Genomic DNA, 17,688 nt, shown 5'->3' with positions numbered 1-17,688 from the left:
GGGGGAAACGGGATGGTTAAGCATCTGATCGGAAACATATCGGAAATCGATCCGAAAGGATCGCGAACGGTGGTGCTGGAGGGGACGGAGATTGCCTTGTTCCGCTTAAGCGACGGGAATATTTTGGCGGTGGAGAACAAGTGCCCGCACAAAGGAGGAAAGCTCTCCGAAGGCATGGTGTGCGGCAAGGATGTGCATTGCCCGCTGCACGACTGGAAAATCGACCTGCGCAGCGGTTGCGTGCAGGAGCCGGATACCGGCAAGGTCAGCACCTATGAGGTTGAGGTGGATCCGGTAAGCGGGGCGATTTATTGCCTGACGGAATCTTAAGCGAGAGGGAGGAGGAGCAGTCGATGGATTACGTAAAACCAGGCGAGGTTCTAAATGACATGATTGAGGGAGGTGCGAACAAAGCAAAGCTGAGTCCGGGGCAAATGCTGGTGCGCAGCATGCTCGCGGGGGCGATTCTGGCCTGTGCCACGACGCTGGCCTTTACCGCTTCATCCCAAACGAATATTCCGATGGCCGGTGCGCTTATTTTTCCTGTAGGCTTTGTGATTATCGTGCTGCTCGGGCTGGAGCTGGTGACGGGGAGCTTTGCGCTCATTCCGCTGGCGGTGCTGCAGAAAAAGGCCTCGGTCCGCTCCATGCTTGGCAATTATGGCTGGGTCATCCTCGGCCATGTGATCGGCTGCCTGGTCTATGCGGTGCTATACGGCCTGACCATTACCAAAATGGGGCACGACATGAGCAGCCCGCTTGTCCAGACGATCATCAAGACGAGCGAAGCAAAGACGCTGGCCTATAAGGAGCTCGGCGGCGAAGGCCTGCTGCTGGTCGTGATCAAGGCGATGCTGTGCAACTGGATGGTGACGCTGGGCGTGGTCATGGCGTTCACGTCCAAGTCCACCGCTGGCAAAATCGCAGCGATGTGGCTGCCGATCCTCATCTTCTTCGGCCAAGGATTCGAGCATGCCGTCGTCAATATGTTCGTCATTCCGGCCGGGATGATGCTGGGCGCCAACGTCAGCTTTGCCGATTGGTGGCTGTGGAACCAGATCCCCGTGCTGATCGGCAACTTCATTGGCGGCGCTTTGTTTACGGGCGTAGCGTATTACGTGTCCATTCGCGGGTTTGGCAGAAGTAAATCCGGAGCGATCGGATCGGCCGGAGCCCGCGGCTCCATGGAGGCGGCGGCTGTGTCTGCCGAACGCGGCCGATGAAGCCGGGCATGGTGTCTATCGTCGGCGCCGGTCCCGGTGATCCGGAGCTCATTACGGTAAAGGCGCTCCGACGGATCCAGGAGGCGGATGTCATCTTGTATGACCGCCTGGTGAACAAGGAACTGCTTGGGTATGCGAAGAAAGGCGCGGCGCTCGTCTACGTCGGCAAGGCGCCAGGACAGCATGCGGTGCCGCAGGCGGAAATCCATGAGCAGCTCGCCGCGTTCGCCATGAAGGGCAAGCAGGTCGTGCGGCTTAAGGGAGGCGACCCGCTGATCTTCGGCCGCGGCGGCGAAGAGGCGCAGGAGATGGCGCTACGCGGCATCCCGTTCGAATTTGTGCCGGGCGTGACCTCGGCGATCGGTGCCGCCTCGTCGGCGGGTATCCCGCTGACCCACCGAGGGCGGAGCGCCTCGGTCGCTTTCGTCAGCGGCTCGAGCTGCGCCGGCCGGGAGCAGGGTCCCCGCTGGGACCTGCTTGCCCAGGGCGTCGATACCCTGGTCGTGTACATGGGTGTCGCCGGCATGGCCGATATCTGCCGCGAGCTGATCGCTCACGGCCGGCCGCATTCGGCCCCGGCTGCGATCGTCGAGCAGGGGACGAGCGAGCAGGAGCGGGTCATTACCGGCACGGTGGGCAGCATCCACAAGCTGGCTACCCTCATGCACGTCAAAAACCCGGCCTTGCTCATTTTCGGCGAGGTGGTGCATGTGCGGGGGCAGCTGCTCCGTCTGGCCGAGGAGGCTGAGGAGCGGATCGGGTAACTTTCGGAAAGCCGTGAGAAGGGACAACCGAAGGGGGTTCCGGTCTAAACCAGCGGCTGACTGAAACAGGGAAGGACCGTCGTTAAGCAGGCAAGGACTGCCTAACGGCGGTCCTTTTTTTGTTTATTTGGCCTCATGGGGATAGGCGTTCCTGAGAGCCAGGATATCTTTTTTTTAAAAAAAGTGAACTTCATTTAAAACCGTTCCATGCTTTCCGCAGTCTTTTTAGAGTATAGAATTTTAAATATTCAGCGGAGCTGAAGGTCTATACTCGCAAGACAAACTTCCTCAAATCGCGGTCTGTCTTCTTTGAAAGTACGACGATAGATGTTTGTCTTGTATATACAGACGCTGGCAGGGCCGGCGAAGGGGAGAGGGAAAGGGGTCTGACGATGGAACAAACCGAGCTGGCCGCCGCAGCATGCCGTGGAGACGAGCAGGCTTTTCACATCCTGGTGTCCGGGCAGCAGAGGCGCTTGTACGGCATTGCCTACAGCTACCTGCATCATGAGCAGGATGCGCTTGAAGCGGTGCAGGAAGCGGTATGCCGGGCCTGGATCAAGTGCGGAAAGCTGAAGGATCCGGGAGCGTTTATCCCGTGGCTGATCCGGATCCTGATCAACTGCTGCGTGGATGAGCAGAAGCGAAAGAAGCGGGTGCAGCCGCTTCCGGACAATGCGGACATCCGGTCGAACGAAATGATCAGCGACAGCAAAATCGATCTGGAGCGTGCCCTGGACCGTATGAAACCGAAGTACAGGCACGTGTTGATGCTGAAATATTATGAGGACATGACCTTAACCGAAATAGCCCGGGTGCTGGACCGGCCGGAGGGCACAGTGAAAACATGGCTGCATCAAGGTCTCAAGCAGCTGCGGGGAAAAATGGAGACAGGAGGCGAGTTGTTTCATGGGTGAGGAAAAGGAGCGTCTGTTGGAGCAGTACTTTCAGTCCGCGGCCATTGCGAGCCAGCGGATCCCTGAGCCGCTGCTGGAGGAAGCAGTCGCGGCCGGCCTGAACCGCGGCAAGCGGATCAGGCGCAGCCGGGCGATCATGCGCCGGTCCGCGTTTTTCATTGGGACGGTGGTGGTAGCGGTGATACTTGGGATCGGGATCGCATTTCCGCAGACCTACAACCCTTCCGGGGTGAGCGGCTTGGCGGCCAAGCTATTGGGCAGGGAAGAGGTCCCCGATTATGTCGAGCAGCTGGCCGGGGACCGGGGGATTTTGCGGGAAGCGCTGGACGACGGCAAATACCAGGCGGTCGCGCGGACGGCTTCCTATGGCGGGTACCAGGTTACTGTGGACGGCATGCTGACGGACCTGAACCATGTTGTCCTGTTCTATACGTCCAGTGGTGCCGGGGAGCGGATTACGCCGGATTCGCCAAGCCTGTTCACCCTGGAATATGATCCATTGAACGCCATCCAGTTCATGGCAGGCTCTCAGCAGTTTAAAGGCGTTACGGAAGAGGGCGGGATCTATCACGACATGATCATTTTTGATCTTCCCTCAGGCGAAAAGCTGCCGTCCGAGTTTTATTTGGCCGGTCGCTGGCGGAACGAAGGGAGTCCGGTTCCCAATGACGAATGGCTGGAAGTAAAGATCCCGGTCAAGGTCAATCGGCTGGCTGTTCTGGAGCGGGACATTGATGTCAACCGGACACTGGACTTCGACGGACAGAAAATCAAGGTGGCGACCGTGAAGCAGGTTGTGCAGCAGCTGGATGTATTTTTCCAATCTGACCCATCAAACACCAAGCGTGCTGAGGACATTTACGAACTGGGGATGTATCGTAAGGGGAGTTATGCGGCATATAAAGCTTTCGCCATGGCATCTAACAGTGTGGACTGGAAAATCAGCTACCTGGCGCCGGACTACGAGGCAGGGGATTCGCTTGTATTAACCGGAAAGGGGCTTAGTACGGCATTTGAAGGAGAAAAGAAGATGGTGATTAACACCACGACGAAAACGCTTGTTCAAGCTCCGGACAGCCGCCTGCAGCTTAAGAGCATCGAACGGTCAGGCAGCTTTATCCGGATCCGGACCGCGATCAAAACTCCATTGCAAGGTATGGCTTATGTGGCACGGCCGAAAAACGACTTTAAGGATGCGAAGGGGGATGTCTATTCCCTTCCGCAGGATGGTGAAATCCATGAAGGGTGGCACAGCAGCGGGGAGTGGAGCGAATATTATTTTGATATTCCGGATCGCCAGTACGCCCAGCCGCTCACTTTTGACCTGAGTGATTATCCCGGCGAATTAATCCTGCAGGATTTTAAAATCGAGATCAAGTAAGCTTCACGATGAGAAGGGCTCTGCGAGGCGCAGGGCCTTTTTCATTGGAGTCGGTAAACGTTTTAGATCATAAAAGATTTATTGCGTGAACCACATCACATTTTATTCCTATTGTACTCATCGGATTAATATTCTATAGTAAGGTCAAAGACCCCTATCTCTTCTTTAAAGGACGGTGAACCCCGATGAAGGAAATTCCGGAACCCTATGTCAAAGCGAATCAGACCGGCATCGTGCTGTTTGTGATCCTGACCGCCGTGTTCAACCAGCCGTACATTTTGCTGGTGCTATGGATCATTCAGGTGCTTGGATTGCTGACAGGGAAAAATGCGTTCGTGCTCCTGGCCAAACCGTTTCTGCGTGTCCAAGGCAAGCCGACTCAGGCGCTGGAACTGCAGCGGTTCAACAATGTGCTGGCCGTGCTGTTCCTGACGCTGTCGCTGCTCTTTTTTGCGCTGCAGCTGCCGGTGCTCGGCTATATTTTTGCGGCGATGCTGTTTCTGGCGGCATTCGTGGCGCTGTGCGGTTACTGCATCGGCTGTACGGTGTATTTTCAATACAAGCAGTTTAAGGCGAGAAGACGGATTCATTCATAAACGGGTTTAATATACAGGGCAAGTGACCGCCCACCGGTCCGTTCGTTTCCATACCGTCGAGGTGCTCGCAGGAGCGCCTTTTTGCTGCGTCTACGTCTCTTAATCTGCCGCAGGCAGTCGCCAAGAATAAAATAGGGTAATATATAGAATGAACTACAGAAATGAATCTATAATTAATTCAGATGAGGATCCTATTTTTGAATGGACAAGGAGTGGTGAATGGTGAACCCGGAAAATAAAAGCTTCTTCTATACAGGTACATACGCCCCCGAGGCGGAAAAGGGGATTTTCCTCTGTTCCCTCGACACGGAAACCGGGGAAATGGTCGTCGTGAACGGCCTGCCCGGCATTGCCAATCCCTCGTATCTGACGCTGAACGCGGCGGGGGACCGGCTGTATGCGGTGAGCGAAACGGGAAGCGGCGAAATCTTCGCTTATTCGATCGACAACGAAACCGGCGAGCTGCATCTGCTGGACCGGATGCCGACGGAAGGGGCGGACCCCTGCTATGTCTCCTTGACCAGGGACGGGCAGTTTGCGATGGTGTCCAATTATTCCAGCGGGCATATCAATGTGTTCCGGATCGGCGAAACCGGCGGGCTGGCGGAGATGACCTCCATCGTCAAGCACAGCGGCCGCAGCATCAGGGACGACCGGCAGGAAGGGCCGCATCCGCACTCGATTTTTCAGGATCCGGAAGGCCGGTTTGTGCTGGTCTGCGACCTGGGGCTGGATGAAATCGTGCTCTACCGCCTGGAAGACGGCAAGCTGGTGACCCGCGGGGAAGTAAAAACGACGCCGGGGGCGGGACCACGCCACTTTGATTTTCATCCGTCCGGCAAGTGGGCGTACGGCATTAACGAGCTCGACAATACGGTAACGGTGTTTGCCTATAACGGGCAGGCCGGGGAATTGAAAGTGCTGCAGAACGTATCTACGCTGCCTGAGGATTTTACCGGGGAAAGCTTCTGCGCCGACATCCATATTTCCCCTTGCGGGCGTTTCCTGTACGGATCTAACCGGGGAGATGACAGCATCGTCCTGTTCCATATCAATGAGTCGACCGGTGAACTGACCCCGGTGGATTGGGTGTCTACGGGCGGCGAGTTTCCGCGCAATTTCGCGATCATTTCGGGATACCTGATAGCGGCAAACCAGAACACAGGCAATATGCTGTCGTACAAAATCGATTCGGATTCCGGGCGATTGACCCCGACCGGCTTTGCGCTGGAGCTGCCGAAGCCGGTATGCATTCAGCAGTGGGTGAAGGGCGAATAGCAGGCTAATTTCTTAACAACCAAAATCAGGGTTCCATTTTATGGTTTCCCTGGTTTTTTTGTTGTGATACATTGGGGTTAGGCTCCATTGCAAATTTCCGATATGCCGGAGCGACGAGAGGGGGATAGGATGAGGAAGTTCCGATGGCTCGATTACGCGATTGTGTTTGTCCTCGTTTTTGGTCTGGGGATCATCAATATCGTCCCGCCGGCCAATTATGCTGCCATTGTGGCTAGTCTCGCCGTATCCGCCATCCTGGTCAGTCTGGTGGTCGGCACCGTCACAAACCTTCTGTTCAGGTCCAGAAAGAGAAATTGATTTTTGTGAAAAAAAGGTTTGACAGGTACGTTTCGGCTCACTACAATATAGCCATATAACATACTAATCAGGTAGGAATAATTACAAATTGCAGTTCTCACCGTACGGACGGAGGAACTTCTGGAACAGGAGCAGACAGGTCAATTCATGACCGGTTTGTCTGCAGGTTGTGCCGGATTTTCCTCTGTCCTTTTTTGCTTGGCGAACACCGGCCAAACCGAGAATTTCACGATAAATCATGGTCAGGCCGTACATTTTATCACTGGGGAGTGGGTCATATGGTACACGTATGGAGAAGAAAACAAATCGTAAGGCGGGGAGTGAGCGCAGGGCTGGCACTGCTGCTGACTGCTGCGTTAGCGGCCTGCGGAAATGGAAGCGGAAGCGGCAGCGGAAGTACGGACAAAGAGGCGGGGGGCACCACCGAAGGGAAAAGCACGGAGGCGCAGGCTGACAGCTCGGCCAAACCGGTTGAACTGCTGAACGTCTCCTACGACCCGACACGGGAGCTGTACGAGAACTACAACAAGGCGTTTGCGGCCTATTGGGAAAAAGAAAAGGGCCAGAAGGTCACAATTAAGCAGTCGCATGGCGGCTCGGGGGCGCAAAGCCGTTCCGTTATCGACGGACTCGAAGCGGATGTGGTCACGTTGGCACTCGGCTATGACATCGATGCAATACAGAAGAAAGGCCTGATCAATGAAGGCTGGGAAAGCAAATTCGAGCACAACAGCACGCCGTACAGCTCGACGATCGTGTTTCTGGTGAAAAAGGGCAACCCGAAGAACATTAAGGATTGGGGCGATCTGATCAAAGGCGACGTGGAGGTCATCACGCCGAATCCGAAGACATCGGGCGGCGCCCGCTGGAATTACCTGGCGGCGTGGGGCTATGCCTTGAAGCAAAACAATAACGACGAGGCCAAAGCTCAGGAATTCGTCAAGGAACTGTTCAAGCACGTACCTGTGCTCGACACCGGTGCCCGCGGAGCGACGACAACCTTCGTAGAGCGCGGCATCGGCGACGTGCTGCTTGCCTGGGAGAACGAGGCCATGCTGTCGGTCAAGGAGCTTGGTCCGGACAAATTCGACATCGTCTATCCGTCGGTCAGCATCCTTGCCGAACCGCCGGTCGCCGTCGTTGACAAAGTCGTGGATAAGCGCGGAACCCGCGAGGTAGCCGAAGCTTACCTGAAGTACCTGTACTCGGAGGAAGGCCAAACGATCGCCGCGGAAAACTTCTACCGGCCGACACTGGATAGCGTCAAGGAGAAGTTCAAGGATAAATTCCACGACATCAATCTGTTCACGCTGCAGGATGTATTCGGAACATGGGATGAGACGCAGAAGAAGCATTTTAGCGACGGAGGCATTTTCGATCAAATTTATACGCCTGGCAGCTGATCGGCGCACACAAGGCCGAAGGCAGGAAAGGATGAACGGTCATGAGTCAAGTGAATGCGGCCCGGCGGAGGGTGCTGCCGGGTTTTGGGCTGACGCTGGGATACAGCGTGCTGTATTTGAGCCTGGTGGTGCTGATCCCGCTGTCGGCGCTCCTCCTAAATTCCACAGGGCTGAGCTGGGACAAATTTTGGCATGTGGCTACCGACCCGCGGGTGCTGGCCTCTTACAAGATCAGCTTTTTGACCTCGGCGGCGGCCGCCTTGATCGACTCGATCCTGGGGCTGCTGATCGCTTGGGTGCTGGTGCGTTACGAGTTTCCCGGTAAAAGGCTGTTTGACGCACTGATCGACCTGCCCTTTGCGCTTCCGACCGCGGTAGCGGGGGTAGCCCTGACGGCGCTCTACTCGCAAAACGGCTGGATCGGCTCGCTGCTGGAGCCGCTGGGCATCAAGGTGGCCTTTACGCAGCTGGGCATTACGATTGCGCTGATGTTTATCGGCATTCCGTTCGTTGTGCGGACCGTGCAGCCTGTGCTGCAGGACGCGGAGCGGGACGCTGAGGAGGCGGCCGCCACGCTCGGGGCGAAGCGATTCCGGACGTTTCGGACCATCATTTTGCCGGAGCTGATTCCGCCGCTCTTGACAGGTTTTGCCCTGGCGTTCGCACGCGGCATCGGGGAATACGGCTCGGTCGTATTCATTTCCGGCAATATGCCGATGAAGACGGAGATCGCCCCGCTGCTCATCATGTCAAAGCTGGAGCAGTTCGATTATGCCGGCGCCGCTGCCGTAGCGATCCTGCTGCTGCTGATCTCGTTTCTGCTGCTGCTCGTCATCAATTCGCTGCAGCGGTGGACACGGCGCTCGGTGCGTTAATACCCCGCCCGGGTTTAACCCGGCCCGGACTATACCCTATGCTCAAGTGTCACTAAGAAAAGGAGGGCTTCCCTATGGCAGGTACCGTGCCCATGACTTCCGTTCAAACGAGTGCCCAGGCTTCGCCGGCCACGACGGAAGCGGCCTGGGTGAAATGGCTGCTGATTGCGGCGGCTGGGCTGGCGCTGCTCTGGCTGATCGTGCTGCCGCTGCTTATCGTCCTCACCGAGGCGCTCAAGAAGGGATGGGATGTGTACGTCGCGGCTCTCGCCGATCCAGATGCGCTGTCCGCCCTGAAACTGACGCTCATCGTTGCGCTGGTGACCGTTCCGCTGAACACGGTGTTCGGCATTGCCGCGGCATGGGCCATTACTAAATTCAGGTTTCGCGGCAAAGGGGCGCTGATCACGCTGATCGACCTGCCCTTTGCGGTGTCGCCCGTCATCGGAGGGCTGATCTTCGTGCTCGTGTTTGGGGCGAACGGCTGGTTCGGCCCCTGGCTGAGCGACCACGATATCAAAATCATCTATGCCGTGCCGGGCATCATCCTGGCGACGCTCTTCGTGACCTTTCCCTTCGTGGCGAGGGAATTAATCCCGCTGATGGAGGACCAGGGCACCCAAGAGGAAGAGGCCGCAGTAACGCTGGGCGCGCGCGGCTGGCATGTATTCACCCGGGTAACCCTGCCGAATATCAAATGGGGCCTTCTGTACGGGATGATTCTGTGCAACGCCCGTGCTATGGGGGAATTCGGGGCGGTGTCGGTCGTCTCCGGGCACATCCGCGGACAGACGAATACGCTGCCGCTGCACGTTGAAATTTTGTACAACGAATACCAGTTCTCGGCGTCGTTTGCGGTGGCGTCGCTGCTCCTGCTGCTGGCGCTGGTCACTCTTCTTTTTAAAAGTTGGCTGTCGTGGAAAAATGCTCATTGACAGCGATTTTACCCGCGTGATAATGTTAAACCATACTAATTTGGTTGGAAAAGAAGGATTATTATTACATTCATCCCCAATGGCTCATATTCCTTAAAATCCAGGAACTAAAGGAGGCGTCAATTGTGGCAAAACCTCTTATCGTTGATGAAGTATGGAAGGAACGTATTGCGAGTCAGCTGAACGATATGGAATTCGGTTCGCTTCACATCGTTGTGCATGAGGGACAGATCGTGCAGATGGAGCGGACGGAACGCAAACGGTTCGAGAACACGCCGGGCAGCTCCGTGAAGGCGGCAGCAAGAGCCGAGCGGAGGACCGGAAGAGAGTCCGGGCTGCGCTAGCCCCGGACTCTCCCGTCAGCATGACGAACGGACAATAAATAACCCCGCTGAATGCCTTACCTTCCATCGTGGAAGGGGGCAGGACAGCGGGGTTATTTTTTAAGAGATCAGAAAGTATAAGTTTCGGAGCTTCTGCTTCCTGATCTCGCAAGAAAAACTTCCTCTAGACGCGGTCTGTCTTCTTTGAAGGTACGTCGATAGACGTTTTTCTTAAGAGAGCAGAAAGTATAGGATTCGGAGCCTCCGCTTCCGGATCTCGCAAGAAAAACTTCAGCTAAACGCGGTCTGTCTTCTTTGAAGGTACGTCGATAGACGTTTTTCTTAAGAGATCAGAAAAGTATAAGTTTCGGAGCTTCTGCTTCCTGATCTCGCAAGAAAAACTTCAGCTAAACGCGGTCTGTCTTCTTTGAAGGTACGTCGATAGACGTTTTTTAAGAGATCAGAAAAGTATAAGTTTCGGAGATTCTGCTTCCTGATCTCGCAAGAAAAACTTCAGCTAAACGCGGTCTGTCTTCTTTGAAGGTACGTCGATAGACGTTTTTCTTATGGCCTGGTCACCTACGGAAGCAGCGCCGACCCTATTCCACAAGTGGAACGAGGGGGAAGATCCGCTGGACGCAGGCTCTGGAGACTCAGCGATCCTTCGGATCCTCCTCGTTGCCTTGGGTTACTTCGCGGTGGCCGGCATAGGGCCGGTTCCGGCGGCTGGGCTTGGGGTTCAGGTTAAAGCCGAACAGGAATAGCACCACCTGGACGGCCAGTATGTAAGGTGCCGCGGTCAAACCGAGCAGGTGCAGAAGCGCCACCGCGGCGATGATCAGGGCGAGCAGCCGGTACAGAATGCCCGGCGTATCCCTTCGGGTATCCATGATGACCCAGTACAGAAAGAGCGTAGCCGCGAGGCATGAAATGAGCCGCGTCCACAACTCAAGGCTTGTCCACGACAAGGCGGCGGCGCCGCTGTCCTGAAAGCCGTTATACAGCTGGAGGAACCAATACAGGGTGAGGACCAGAGCGGCGAAAGGAACCGCCGGACGGATCATTCTCCAGAAGCTGGTGCCCCAGCCGGGATTGTCTATTTTGCGGATCAGCACCGATTGTTCATGAATCCGCCGGTGGATTTCCCGGTCCAGCATTTTCTGCAGCATCAGGAGCCGGGAGAAATCCCGTTCGCGTATGTAAGCATCGATCATGTCCAGCAGCTCCGGAGTCATCAGCGGGGCCGCCTTGCATTCCTGAAGCAGCTGGACAAGCTGGTCCGGCTCCTGGGCGCCGACATGGGCGGCTTCCACTTCTTCGCCAAGGACGCCCTGCGCCCGGCTGTACAGGGCGAGGGTGCGCTGCAGCAGCTCCAGCCGTGCGGCGGCCTCGGCCCTCAAGGAACGGGATGTGCGGATGTACAGCCAGAGGAAGACGATGACCGCGAGCCCAGCTACGATCAAATTCGACTCCGTTCCGGTCAGCCGGTCAAGGCCGGCCTGTAGAGCAAGGGACAACAGCGCCACCTCCCTTCATTCATTATTATTTTATCAAGATCAGGAATTTCAAAGGTGAAGCTGAATCGTTCAATGATCGCAAGAAAAACTTCCGCTAAACGTGGTCTGTCTCCTGTGAAAATACATCAATAGCCGTTATTCTTTTAGATCATTGAATTTCCAGTTTTCAGCGAAGCTGAATGATTCAATGATCGCAAGAAAAACATCCGCTAAATGTAGTCTGTCTCCTGTGAATTTGCATCAACAGCTGTTTTTCTTAACTATTGCATAACCTTTCCGGGATTTCAACAGGTTAACCTGCGCTACTCGAGGTTTGCGGATAATATATGGGGCAGTTCATCCAGCTCCCGCAGCAGGTCCTGCAGCGTCCCGTTATGCTTGGCCCTGGCCTTGATGTTCAGGTGATACAGGCTGCTGTCGCCCGGGTCCTGTTCGAGCTGGTAGGAGGTCACTGCGATTTTCCGCGCCGACAGGCGTTCGAGAATCGGCTTCACGGACTCCTTGTCGTCCAGCTCAAATGAAAGGCTGAGCGCTTTGCCGGTTTTGAATATGCTCAGCAGTTCCAGGCCGATCATGACGAGAATCGTGGCGCTGATCCCGGCGGCATACATGCCCGAGCCGATAGTCAGGCCGATGCCGGATGTAGCCCACACGCCGGCCGCGGTCGTCAGGCCGCGTACGCTTTTCCGCTCGATAATGATCATGCCCGCACCTAAAAAGCCGATGCCGCTGACAGCTTGGGCGGCGACCCGGCTCGGGTCGAGCGCCACGTGGTCGTGGTCCATAATGTCAAAGAAACCGTACTTGGATACCAGCATAATTAATGCGCTTCCAACCGCAACGAGAAAGTGGGTGCGCAGCCCCGCCTCCTTGGCTCTCAGCTCCCGCTCAAGACCGATTACGGCTCCAAGCAGGCCGGCCACGGCCAGCCGGACGATAAATTCACCAATCATGTGACAACAGCTCCTCTCCATGCTACAAATGTTTTTGCAACCATCCTCCGTCCCTAAAGTACTGCTCCCCAGGTAACATTACCCATTCCGCCCGCCGATGCCAATCGGGATTTTCACCCCCGTCCTGAATTGGGTAAATATTGAGCAAACGATGAGACACTGGAGGCGGAGGCTATGGATTATGGCATGATCACCATAAAATTAATTACGGGATTCATCGGCTTGTGGCTGATGACCCGGGTTCTCGGGAAAAGGGAAATTTCCCAGCTGACCCCCTTCGACTTCGTCTCCTCGCTTATGCTGAGCGAGCTGGTGGGGAATACGGTATACCAGAAGGACGTCCACTATGGCCAGCTCCTGTTCGGACTGGCGGTTTGGTTCATCCTATCGTATTTATTTGAAAAAGTCACCCAGTATGCGCGCCGAACCAGGGGGCCTTTGGAGGGTAAGCCTTCCATATTAATACACAACGGGAAAGTGGATATGCGGGAAATGAAAAAGAACCGGCTGGATTTTGAGCAGCTGCGCATGATGCTGCGGCAAAAGGATATTTTTTCCCTGCGCGAGGTTGCTTATGCCATCTTTGAAACGAACGGCTCGCTCAGCGTTCTGAAGAACGCGGATTTTGAAGCGGTTCAAAAACAGGATCTGGATCTGGATTCGGATCCATCCGGCCTGACCTATAATCTGCTGGAGGATGGGGATTATAACGACGATAAATTGCAGCAGATCGGCAGAGACCAGAAATGGCTGGCGGCCATGCTGAAGGAAAAAGGCTTCAGCGATCCCGGCAAGCTGGCCTATGTCGAATGGGAGGAAGGGAAAGGATTATATATTTTGCAGCATAACCGGGAAGGGCAGACGGGGAGCGGACGGCTGCAAAAAGCGGAAGGATAGCATGCGGAAGACAGGTCATGTAGAATAATAACAGGCATAACAGCGAAGGAGACAATAACCTATGGAAACGATCAATGCAATGCATATTACGATATTTGGAGCCAGTGGACAGGTCGGAAAAGCCATCGTTCGTGAGGCGCTGAAGCGCGGGCACGGAGTCACGGCCGTCGTGCGGGATCCCGCCAAGCTGACCGAGGAGCATGAACGGCTGAAGGTGGTGACCGGAAACATTCTGGACCCTGCATCAGTGGCCAGCGTATGCGAGGGGCAGGACGCGGTCATCAGCGCGTACGGTCCGACGTTTGGCGAGGAGCAGGAGCTGCTGGAAGCCGCGCGTTCGCTCATCGAGGGCGTGCAGCGTGCCGGCGTGAAGCGGCTGCTCATCGTCGGCGGGGCGGGCAGCCTGAAGACCGGACCGGACACGCTGCTGATGGATACGCCGGAATTTCCGCAGGAGCTGGTGCCGCTGGCCAGGGCGCATGCGGATGCGTACGACATTTACAGACTGTCCGATCTGGATTACAGCTACCTCAGCCCGGCGGCGGTGCTGGAAACCGGACGGCGCACCGGCAACTTCCGGATCGGCATGGACATGCTCATCACCGATGAGCTGGGCAGCAGCCGGATCTCGGTCGAAGATCTGGCCGCGGCCCTGATCGACGAAATGGAGGATCCGTATTTCGTCCGCACCCGGTTTACGGTAGCATACTAGGTTAGCGACGGGTCTCCGCGGACAGGCTGCTTCTATATTAAGCATCCGGGCGGAGGCGGCATTGGAATTGAACAAACGAGGGTCCCTTTAAAACAGCTGGATGACATCGAAGACAACCCCACATCTGTGGGGTTGTTTCATATAAGGAGGAGACGGCAGATGTATATCGTGACATCCGACGAAATGAGAGAGCTGGACCGCCGAACGATTGAGGAGGTCGGCATTCCGGCGGTGGCGCTGATGGAGAACGCCGGCAGAGCCATCGCGGAGGAGGTGATCCGGTGGTGCCGGGAGCGCCGATATGCCGGCAGCGGCAGCCGGCAAGCCGCCGAGTCCAAGCGTGGAAGCCAGGGCGATCTTGTGCCGGCGGTGCAAGGAGACGCCGCGCTCCGGCTGGAGGAACCGGAGCGCGAGCATTGGCTCGTCCTGGCCGGCAAGGGCAACAACGGCGGGGACGGCCTGGTCGCGGCGCGGTACTTGCGTGAAGCGGGCATGCGCGTCACGATCGTGTACGCCGCAGAGCCCGGCAGCCTCACCGGCGAGGCGGCACTGCAGCGGGACGCGGCCCGCGCATTGGGCATCCCGGTGCTCGTCCACGGCCGGGACGACGTGGACTTCACCGCCTGCACGGGCATCGTGGATGCCCTGCTCGGCACCGGCAGCCGCGGTGCGCCGCGCGGCGCCTACGCCGAGCTGATTGCCGCGGCGAACGGCAGCGGCAGGGACATCGTGTCGGCGGACATCCCGAGCGGGCTGGACGCCGACACGGGGGCTGTGCACGATCCCTGTATCCGTGCACGGCGGACCGTATGCCTCGCGTTCCTGAAGCGAGGCCTGGCGCAGTTCCCCGGCGCGGAAGCCGCCGGGGAGATCATGGTGCGCGCCATCGGCATCCCCGCGCTGCTGTGCGCGCAGCAGAACGTCAGCACGTTCCTGCTGACGGAGGAGGTGCTGCGCACGCGGCTTGGGGTCGATACGGCGCGCCGCCGCTCGCCGGACGGCCATAAAGGCACGTACGGCCACGTGCTTGTAGCGGCGGGCAGCCTGCCGATGAGCGGCGCGGGCCTGCTCTGCTCGCGGGCGGCCCTGCGCGCTGGGAGCGGCCTCGTTACCTGGGCGCTGCCCGGTCCGCTGCTGCCGCATATGGCGGGCGCCGCGCCGGAGGTCATGCTCGCCTCGGCGACCGCCGCCGACTGGCACGAGGCCTCCGCCGCCCGCGTGCTCGAGCTGCTGGCCGGGCGCGACGTGCTCGCCGTCGGCCCCGGGCTGGGGCGCTTCGAGGGCGACGGACGCTGGCTGCGCACGCTCTGGGAGGAGGCGGCATGCCCGATGGTCGTCGATGCCGACGCGCTCAACATGCTGGCCGCAAGCGACGACCTGGACGCGTGGAAGCCGCGCCGGTCGGACACGGTGCTGACGCCGCATCCCGGCGAAATGGCGCGGCTGGCCGGCTTGTCCACCGCCGAGGTGCAGCGCGACCGGATCCGCCTGGCGTCCGAATACGCCAAGGCGCACCGGGTGACGCTGGTGCTCAAGGGCGCGCGGACGGTCATCGCCACGCCGGACGGCGATGCTTACGTGAACGCGACAGGCAGCCCGGGCATGGCGACCGGCGGCGCCGGCGATGTGCTGACCGGCATCATCGCCGGGCTGCTGGCCCAGGGCGCAAGCGGTCCGCAGGCGGCCGCGTTCGGCGTGTACCTGCACGGTCTGGCCGGCGAAGTCGCAGCGCGGCGCCGTTCCAATCCGGCATCCCTCGTGGCGGGCGATATTATCGAAGCGCTGTAGCATGCCGGAGCCGCAAAAGCAGCGGCTACAGAAAGCCCCAGCAGAGCAGGGGAACCAGCAGGGCGAAAATCAGCGTGATGAGCGAATCGCGCACAAACAGCTTTTTCCCGACGTAAAACAGCAGCACCGTACACATGCCCGCCACCGTGGAGGCGATATGGTCCGTTCCTGCGGCGTCATGTACATACAGCGCATAGAAGCACAAAAAACCGGCCGTCGCGTAGATCGAGATTTGTTTGTCCCTGGATAGGGGAGGCAGCACGTACAGCACAAAATCCGCCAGAATGGAGGCGGTCATCGCATAACCGTAGACCCAGTAGGACAAGGGAATGGGCAGATCGGTGTCCGATGCCAGAGGAAGCTGATCCTGAAGGGGCAGCATACTGGAGATCAGCACCAGTAGGAGCAGCGTCAAGCCGGCCGATGCGAGCTTGTTCAGGGCGTACAGCCCCGATTTGAGCCTGGACGAGATAAAGGGGGAGCGGTCTGAATTCATCAAGTTTCTCTCCTTGTGATTCCATAGTACGTAGTACAGCATAATCGGATGCCGGGGCAAAGGTGACTGGGGATGTCATCTGTAGGCGGCAGAGGTTTTAGCGGTGCAGGTTTGGAGTTCCGCTGCTGAAAAAAGTAAAAATTAGCGTGAATATGATCAAAATACCGTCAAAGCTGCTGACGGTATTTTTTTATAATATCAAGTATAAATTCCAGAGCTATTGCTTCCTGATATTGCAAGAAAAACTTCCTTTAGACGCGGTCTGTCTTCTGTGAAGGTACGTCGATCGACGTTTTTCTTTTAATCAAATCAGGCTTTAAGGAATGCAGAAGAAACGGGGTGTGGAGCTTGGAACAACGAATGGAAACGGCCGCGGCAGCGCCGCCGGGCATAGGGAAACGCACCCGGAAGAGCGGATCCCTCCAGCGGGGCGAAACGCTGTGGGGAATGCTGTTCGTCAGCCCGATGCTGCTCGGGGTATTCATCCTCGTGCTGGTGCCTATCGTCGCAACGATGGTGCTCGGATTTGCCGACTGGAACTTTGTGCAGGGGTGGAACGGCATCCGCTGGGTCGGATTTGAAAATTTTCGTAATTTGCTTCATGATGACATGTTTATTAAATCGGTCCGCAATAATGTCATCTTTCTGCTGACCGTGCCGGTGTACATGCTCATTTCGATGGTGCTCGCCATCCTGATCGACCGGTTCGTGTACATGAAGAGTTACTTCAAGGTCGCTTACTTCATGCCCTATATCTCGAGCGTCGTCGCGGTCGCCGTCGTCTGGCAGGTGCTGTTTCAGCCCTCCTACGGCCCGATCAACGAATTGCTCAAATCGATTGGGGTGGAGCATCCGCCAAAATGGATTGCCGATCCGCATTTTGCGCTGCTGTCGATCATGATGATTTCGGTCTGGATCTCCATCGGCTTCAACATGATCATTTACATCGCCGGGCTGCAGTCGATCCCGCGCGACCTGTACGAGGCGGCTGACATCGACGGCGCAAACGGTTGGACAAAATTCACCCGGATTACGGTGCCGCTGCTGTCGCCGACGTCCTTTTTCCTGATGGTAACGGGCATCATTTCGACGTTCAAAGTGTTCGATATTATCGCGGTGATGACGCAGGGCGGCCCGGTGGGCTCCACGACGATGATGGTCTGGTACCTGTACGACACGGCATTCGTCAATTTGAAGGTGGGCTATGCTTCGGCGATCGCCGCCGTCCTGTTCGCCTTTGTTATGCTGATTACCCTTGGACAGTGGTCCGCCCAGAAGAAATGGGTCAATTACTAAGCGAAAGGAGCTGAGC

General features: G+C 57.1%; 19 protein-coding genes. 16 read left to right on the top strand and 3 right to left on the bottom strand.

The annotated features are described in order from the left end of the window. Window positions 1-12 precede the first annotated feature (12 nt). The 12 genes from nirD to ABIE48_RS28855 all read left to right on the top strand — a co-directional run bounded on the left by nirD (window position 13) and on the right by ABIE48_RS28855 (window position 10,034). Complete coding sequence (nirD, locus tag ABIE48_RS28910; RefSeq protein ID WP_192715988.1) at window positions 13-330, top strand: nitrite reductase small subunit NirD; 318 nt, start codon at window positions 13-15, stop codon at window positions 328-330. 23 nt (window positions 331-353) lie between these two features. After that, entirely contained in the window at window positions 354-1,223 is an 870-nt protein-coding gene (locus ABIE48_RS28905; RefSeq protein ID WP_076172801.1) for a formate/nitrite transporter family protein, read from the top strand. After that, entirely contained in the window at window positions 1,220-1,987 is a 768-nt protein-coding gene (gene cobA / locus ABIE48_RS28900) for a uroporphyrinogen-III C-methyltransferase (protein ID WP_192715987.1), read from the top strand. Before ABIE48_RS28905 ends, cobA begins: the two co-directional genes overlap by 4 nt. A gap of 392 nt (window positions 1,988-2,379) precedes the next feature. Next, a complete protein-coding gene (locus ABIE48_RS28895) occupies window positions 2,380-2,904 on the top strand; it encodes a sigma-70 family RNA polymerase sigma factor (RefSeq protein ID WP_145026879.1) in 525 nt (174 codons plus the stop codon). Next, window positions 2,897-4,285: a DUF4179 domain-containing protein gene (locus ABIE48_RS28890; protein WP_145026877.1), complete on the top strand. Its 1,389-nt coding sequence runs from the start codon at window positions 2,897-2,899 to the stop codon at window positions 4,283-4,285. The genes ABIE48_RS28895 and ABIE48_RS28890 overlap by 8 nt, the downstream gene beginning before the upstream one ends. A 185-nt stretch (window positions 4,286-4,470) precedes the next feature. Beyond that, on the top strand, window positions 4,471-4,881 hold the full coding sequence (locus tag ABIE48_RS28885) for a DUF4395 domain-containing protein (RefSeq protein WP_145026875.1): 411 nt from the start codon (window positions 4,471-4,473) through the stop codon (window positions 4,879-4,881). A gap of 219 nt (window positions 4,882-5,100) precedes the next feature. Next, entirely contained in the window at window positions 5,101-6,159 is a 1,059-nt protein-coding gene (locus ABIE48_RS28880) for a lactonase family protein (RefSeq protein WP_354520156.1), read from the top strand. Between the two features lie 129 nt (window positions 6,160-6,288). Then, window positions 6,289-6,477 (top strand): hypothetical protein, encoded by a 189-nt coding sequence (locus tag ABIE48_RS28875; protein ID WP_145026871.1) that lies wholly within the window; start codon window positions 6,289-6,291, stop codon window positions 6,475-6,477. A 278-nt stretch (window positions 6,478-6,755) separates the two neighbouring features. Next, complete coding sequence (locus ABIE48_RS28870) at window positions 6,756-7,880, top strand: sulfate ABC transporter substrate-binding protein (RefSeq protein ID WP_105445706.1); 1,125 nt, start codon at window positions 6,756-6,758, stop codon at window positions 7,878-7,880. A gap of 41 nt (window positions 7,881-7,921) precedes the next feature. Next, window positions 7,922-8,755 (top strand): sulfate ABC transporter permease subunit CysT, encoded by an 834-nt coding sequence (cysT, locus tag ABIE48_RS28865; RefSeq protein WP_192715986.1) that lies wholly within the window; start codon window positions 7,922-7,924, stop codon window positions 8,753-8,755. 74 nt (window positions 8,756-8,829) lie between these two features. Beyond that, window positions 8,830-9,690 carry a sulfate ABC transporter permease subunit CysW gene (cysW, locus tag ABIE48_RS28860; protein WP_192715985.1) on the top strand — a complete coding sequence of 287 codons (861 nt, stop codon included), beginning with the start codon at window positions 8,830-8,832 and terminating at the stop codon, window positions 9,688-9,690. Between the two features lie 125 nt (window positions 9,691-9,815). Next, window positions 9,816-10,034, top strand: coding sequence for a YezD family protein (locus tag ABIE48_RS28855; RefSeq protein WP_076172809.1), 219 nt, complete (start codon window positions 9,816-9,818; stop codon window positions 10,032-10,034). 632 nt (window positions 10,035-10,666) lie between these two features. Here ABIE48_RS28855 and ABIE48_RS28850 read toward each other — a convergent pair. Together ABIE48_RS28850 and ABIE48_RS28845 are read right to left on the bottom strand one after the other, a co-directional pair. After that, window positions 10,667-11,530, bottom strand: coding sequence for a hypothetical protein (locus ABIE48_RS28850; RefSeq protein WP_192715984.1), 864 nt, complete (start codon window positions 11,528-11,530; stop codon window positions 10,667-10,669). A gap of 302 nt (window positions 11,531-11,832) precedes the next feature. After that, window positions 11,833-12,483, bottom strand: coding sequence for an MgtC/SapB family protein (locus tag ABIE48_RS28845; protein ID WP_145026867.1), 651 nt, complete (start codon window positions 12,481-12,483; stop codon window positions 11,833-11,835). A gap of 174 nt (window positions 12,484-12,657) precedes the next feature. Here ABIE48_RS28845 and ABIE48_RS28840 point away from each other — a divergent pair, with 174 nt between their 5' ends. The 3 genes from ABIE48_RS28840 to ABIE48_RS28830 all read left to right on the top strand — a co-directional run bounded on the left by ABIE48_RS28840 (window position 12,658) and on the right by ABIE48_RS28830 (window position 15,880). Continuing rightward, the gene (locus tag ABIE48_RS28840; RefSeq protein WP_192715983.1) at window positions 12,658-13,380 is read left to right on the top strand and encodes a DUF421 domain-containing protein; all 723 of its coding nucleotides are present in this window, start codon (window positions 12,658-12,660) and stop codon (window positions 13,378-13,380) included. 79 nt (window positions 13,381-13,459) lie between these two features. After that, the gene (locus ABIE48_RS28835) at window positions 13,460-14,092 is read left to right on the top strand and encodes an NAD(P)-dependent oxidoreductase (RefSeq protein ID WP_145027431.1); all 633 of its coding nucleotides are present in this window, start codon (window positions 13,460-13,462) and stop codon (window positions 14,090-14,092) included. Between the two features lie 159 nt (window positions 14,093-14,251). Then, entirely contained in the window at window positions 14,252-15,880 is a 1,629-nt protein-coding gene (locus tag ABIE48_RS28830; RefSeq protein ID WP_192715982.1) for an NAD(P)H-hydrate dehydratase, read from the top strand. Window positions 15,881-15,905: 25 nt separating this feature from the next. Here ABIE48_RS28830 and ABIE48_RS28825 read toward each other — a convergent pair whose 3' ends face one another. Further along, window positions 15,906-16,376: a hypothetical protein gene (locus ABIE48_RS28825; RefSeq protein ID WP_192715981.1), complete on the bottom strand. Its 471-nt coding sequence runs from the start codon at window positions 16,374-16,376 to the stop codon at window positions 15,906-15,908. Window positions 16,377-16,736: 360 nt separating this feature from the next. On the opposite strand from ABIE48_RS28825, the gene ABIE48_RS28820 reads away from it, so the two are divergent. Next, entirely contained in the window at window positions 16,737-17,672 is a 936-nt protein-coding gene (locus ABIE48_RS28820) for a carbohydrate ABC transporter permease (RefSeq protein WP_145027429.1), read from the top strand. Window positions 17,673-17,688: the final 16 nt, after the last annotated feature.

The organism is Paenibacillus sp. OAE614 (assembly GCF_040546645.1).
GTDB classification, from domain to species: Bacteria; Bacillota; Bacilli; order Paenibacillales; family Paenibacillaceae; genus Paenibacillus_AQ; species Paenibacillus_AQ favisporus.
The sequence above is the reverse complement of the archived record's forward strand: the minus strand, read 5'-3'. Positions and strand labels throughout refer to the sequence as shown.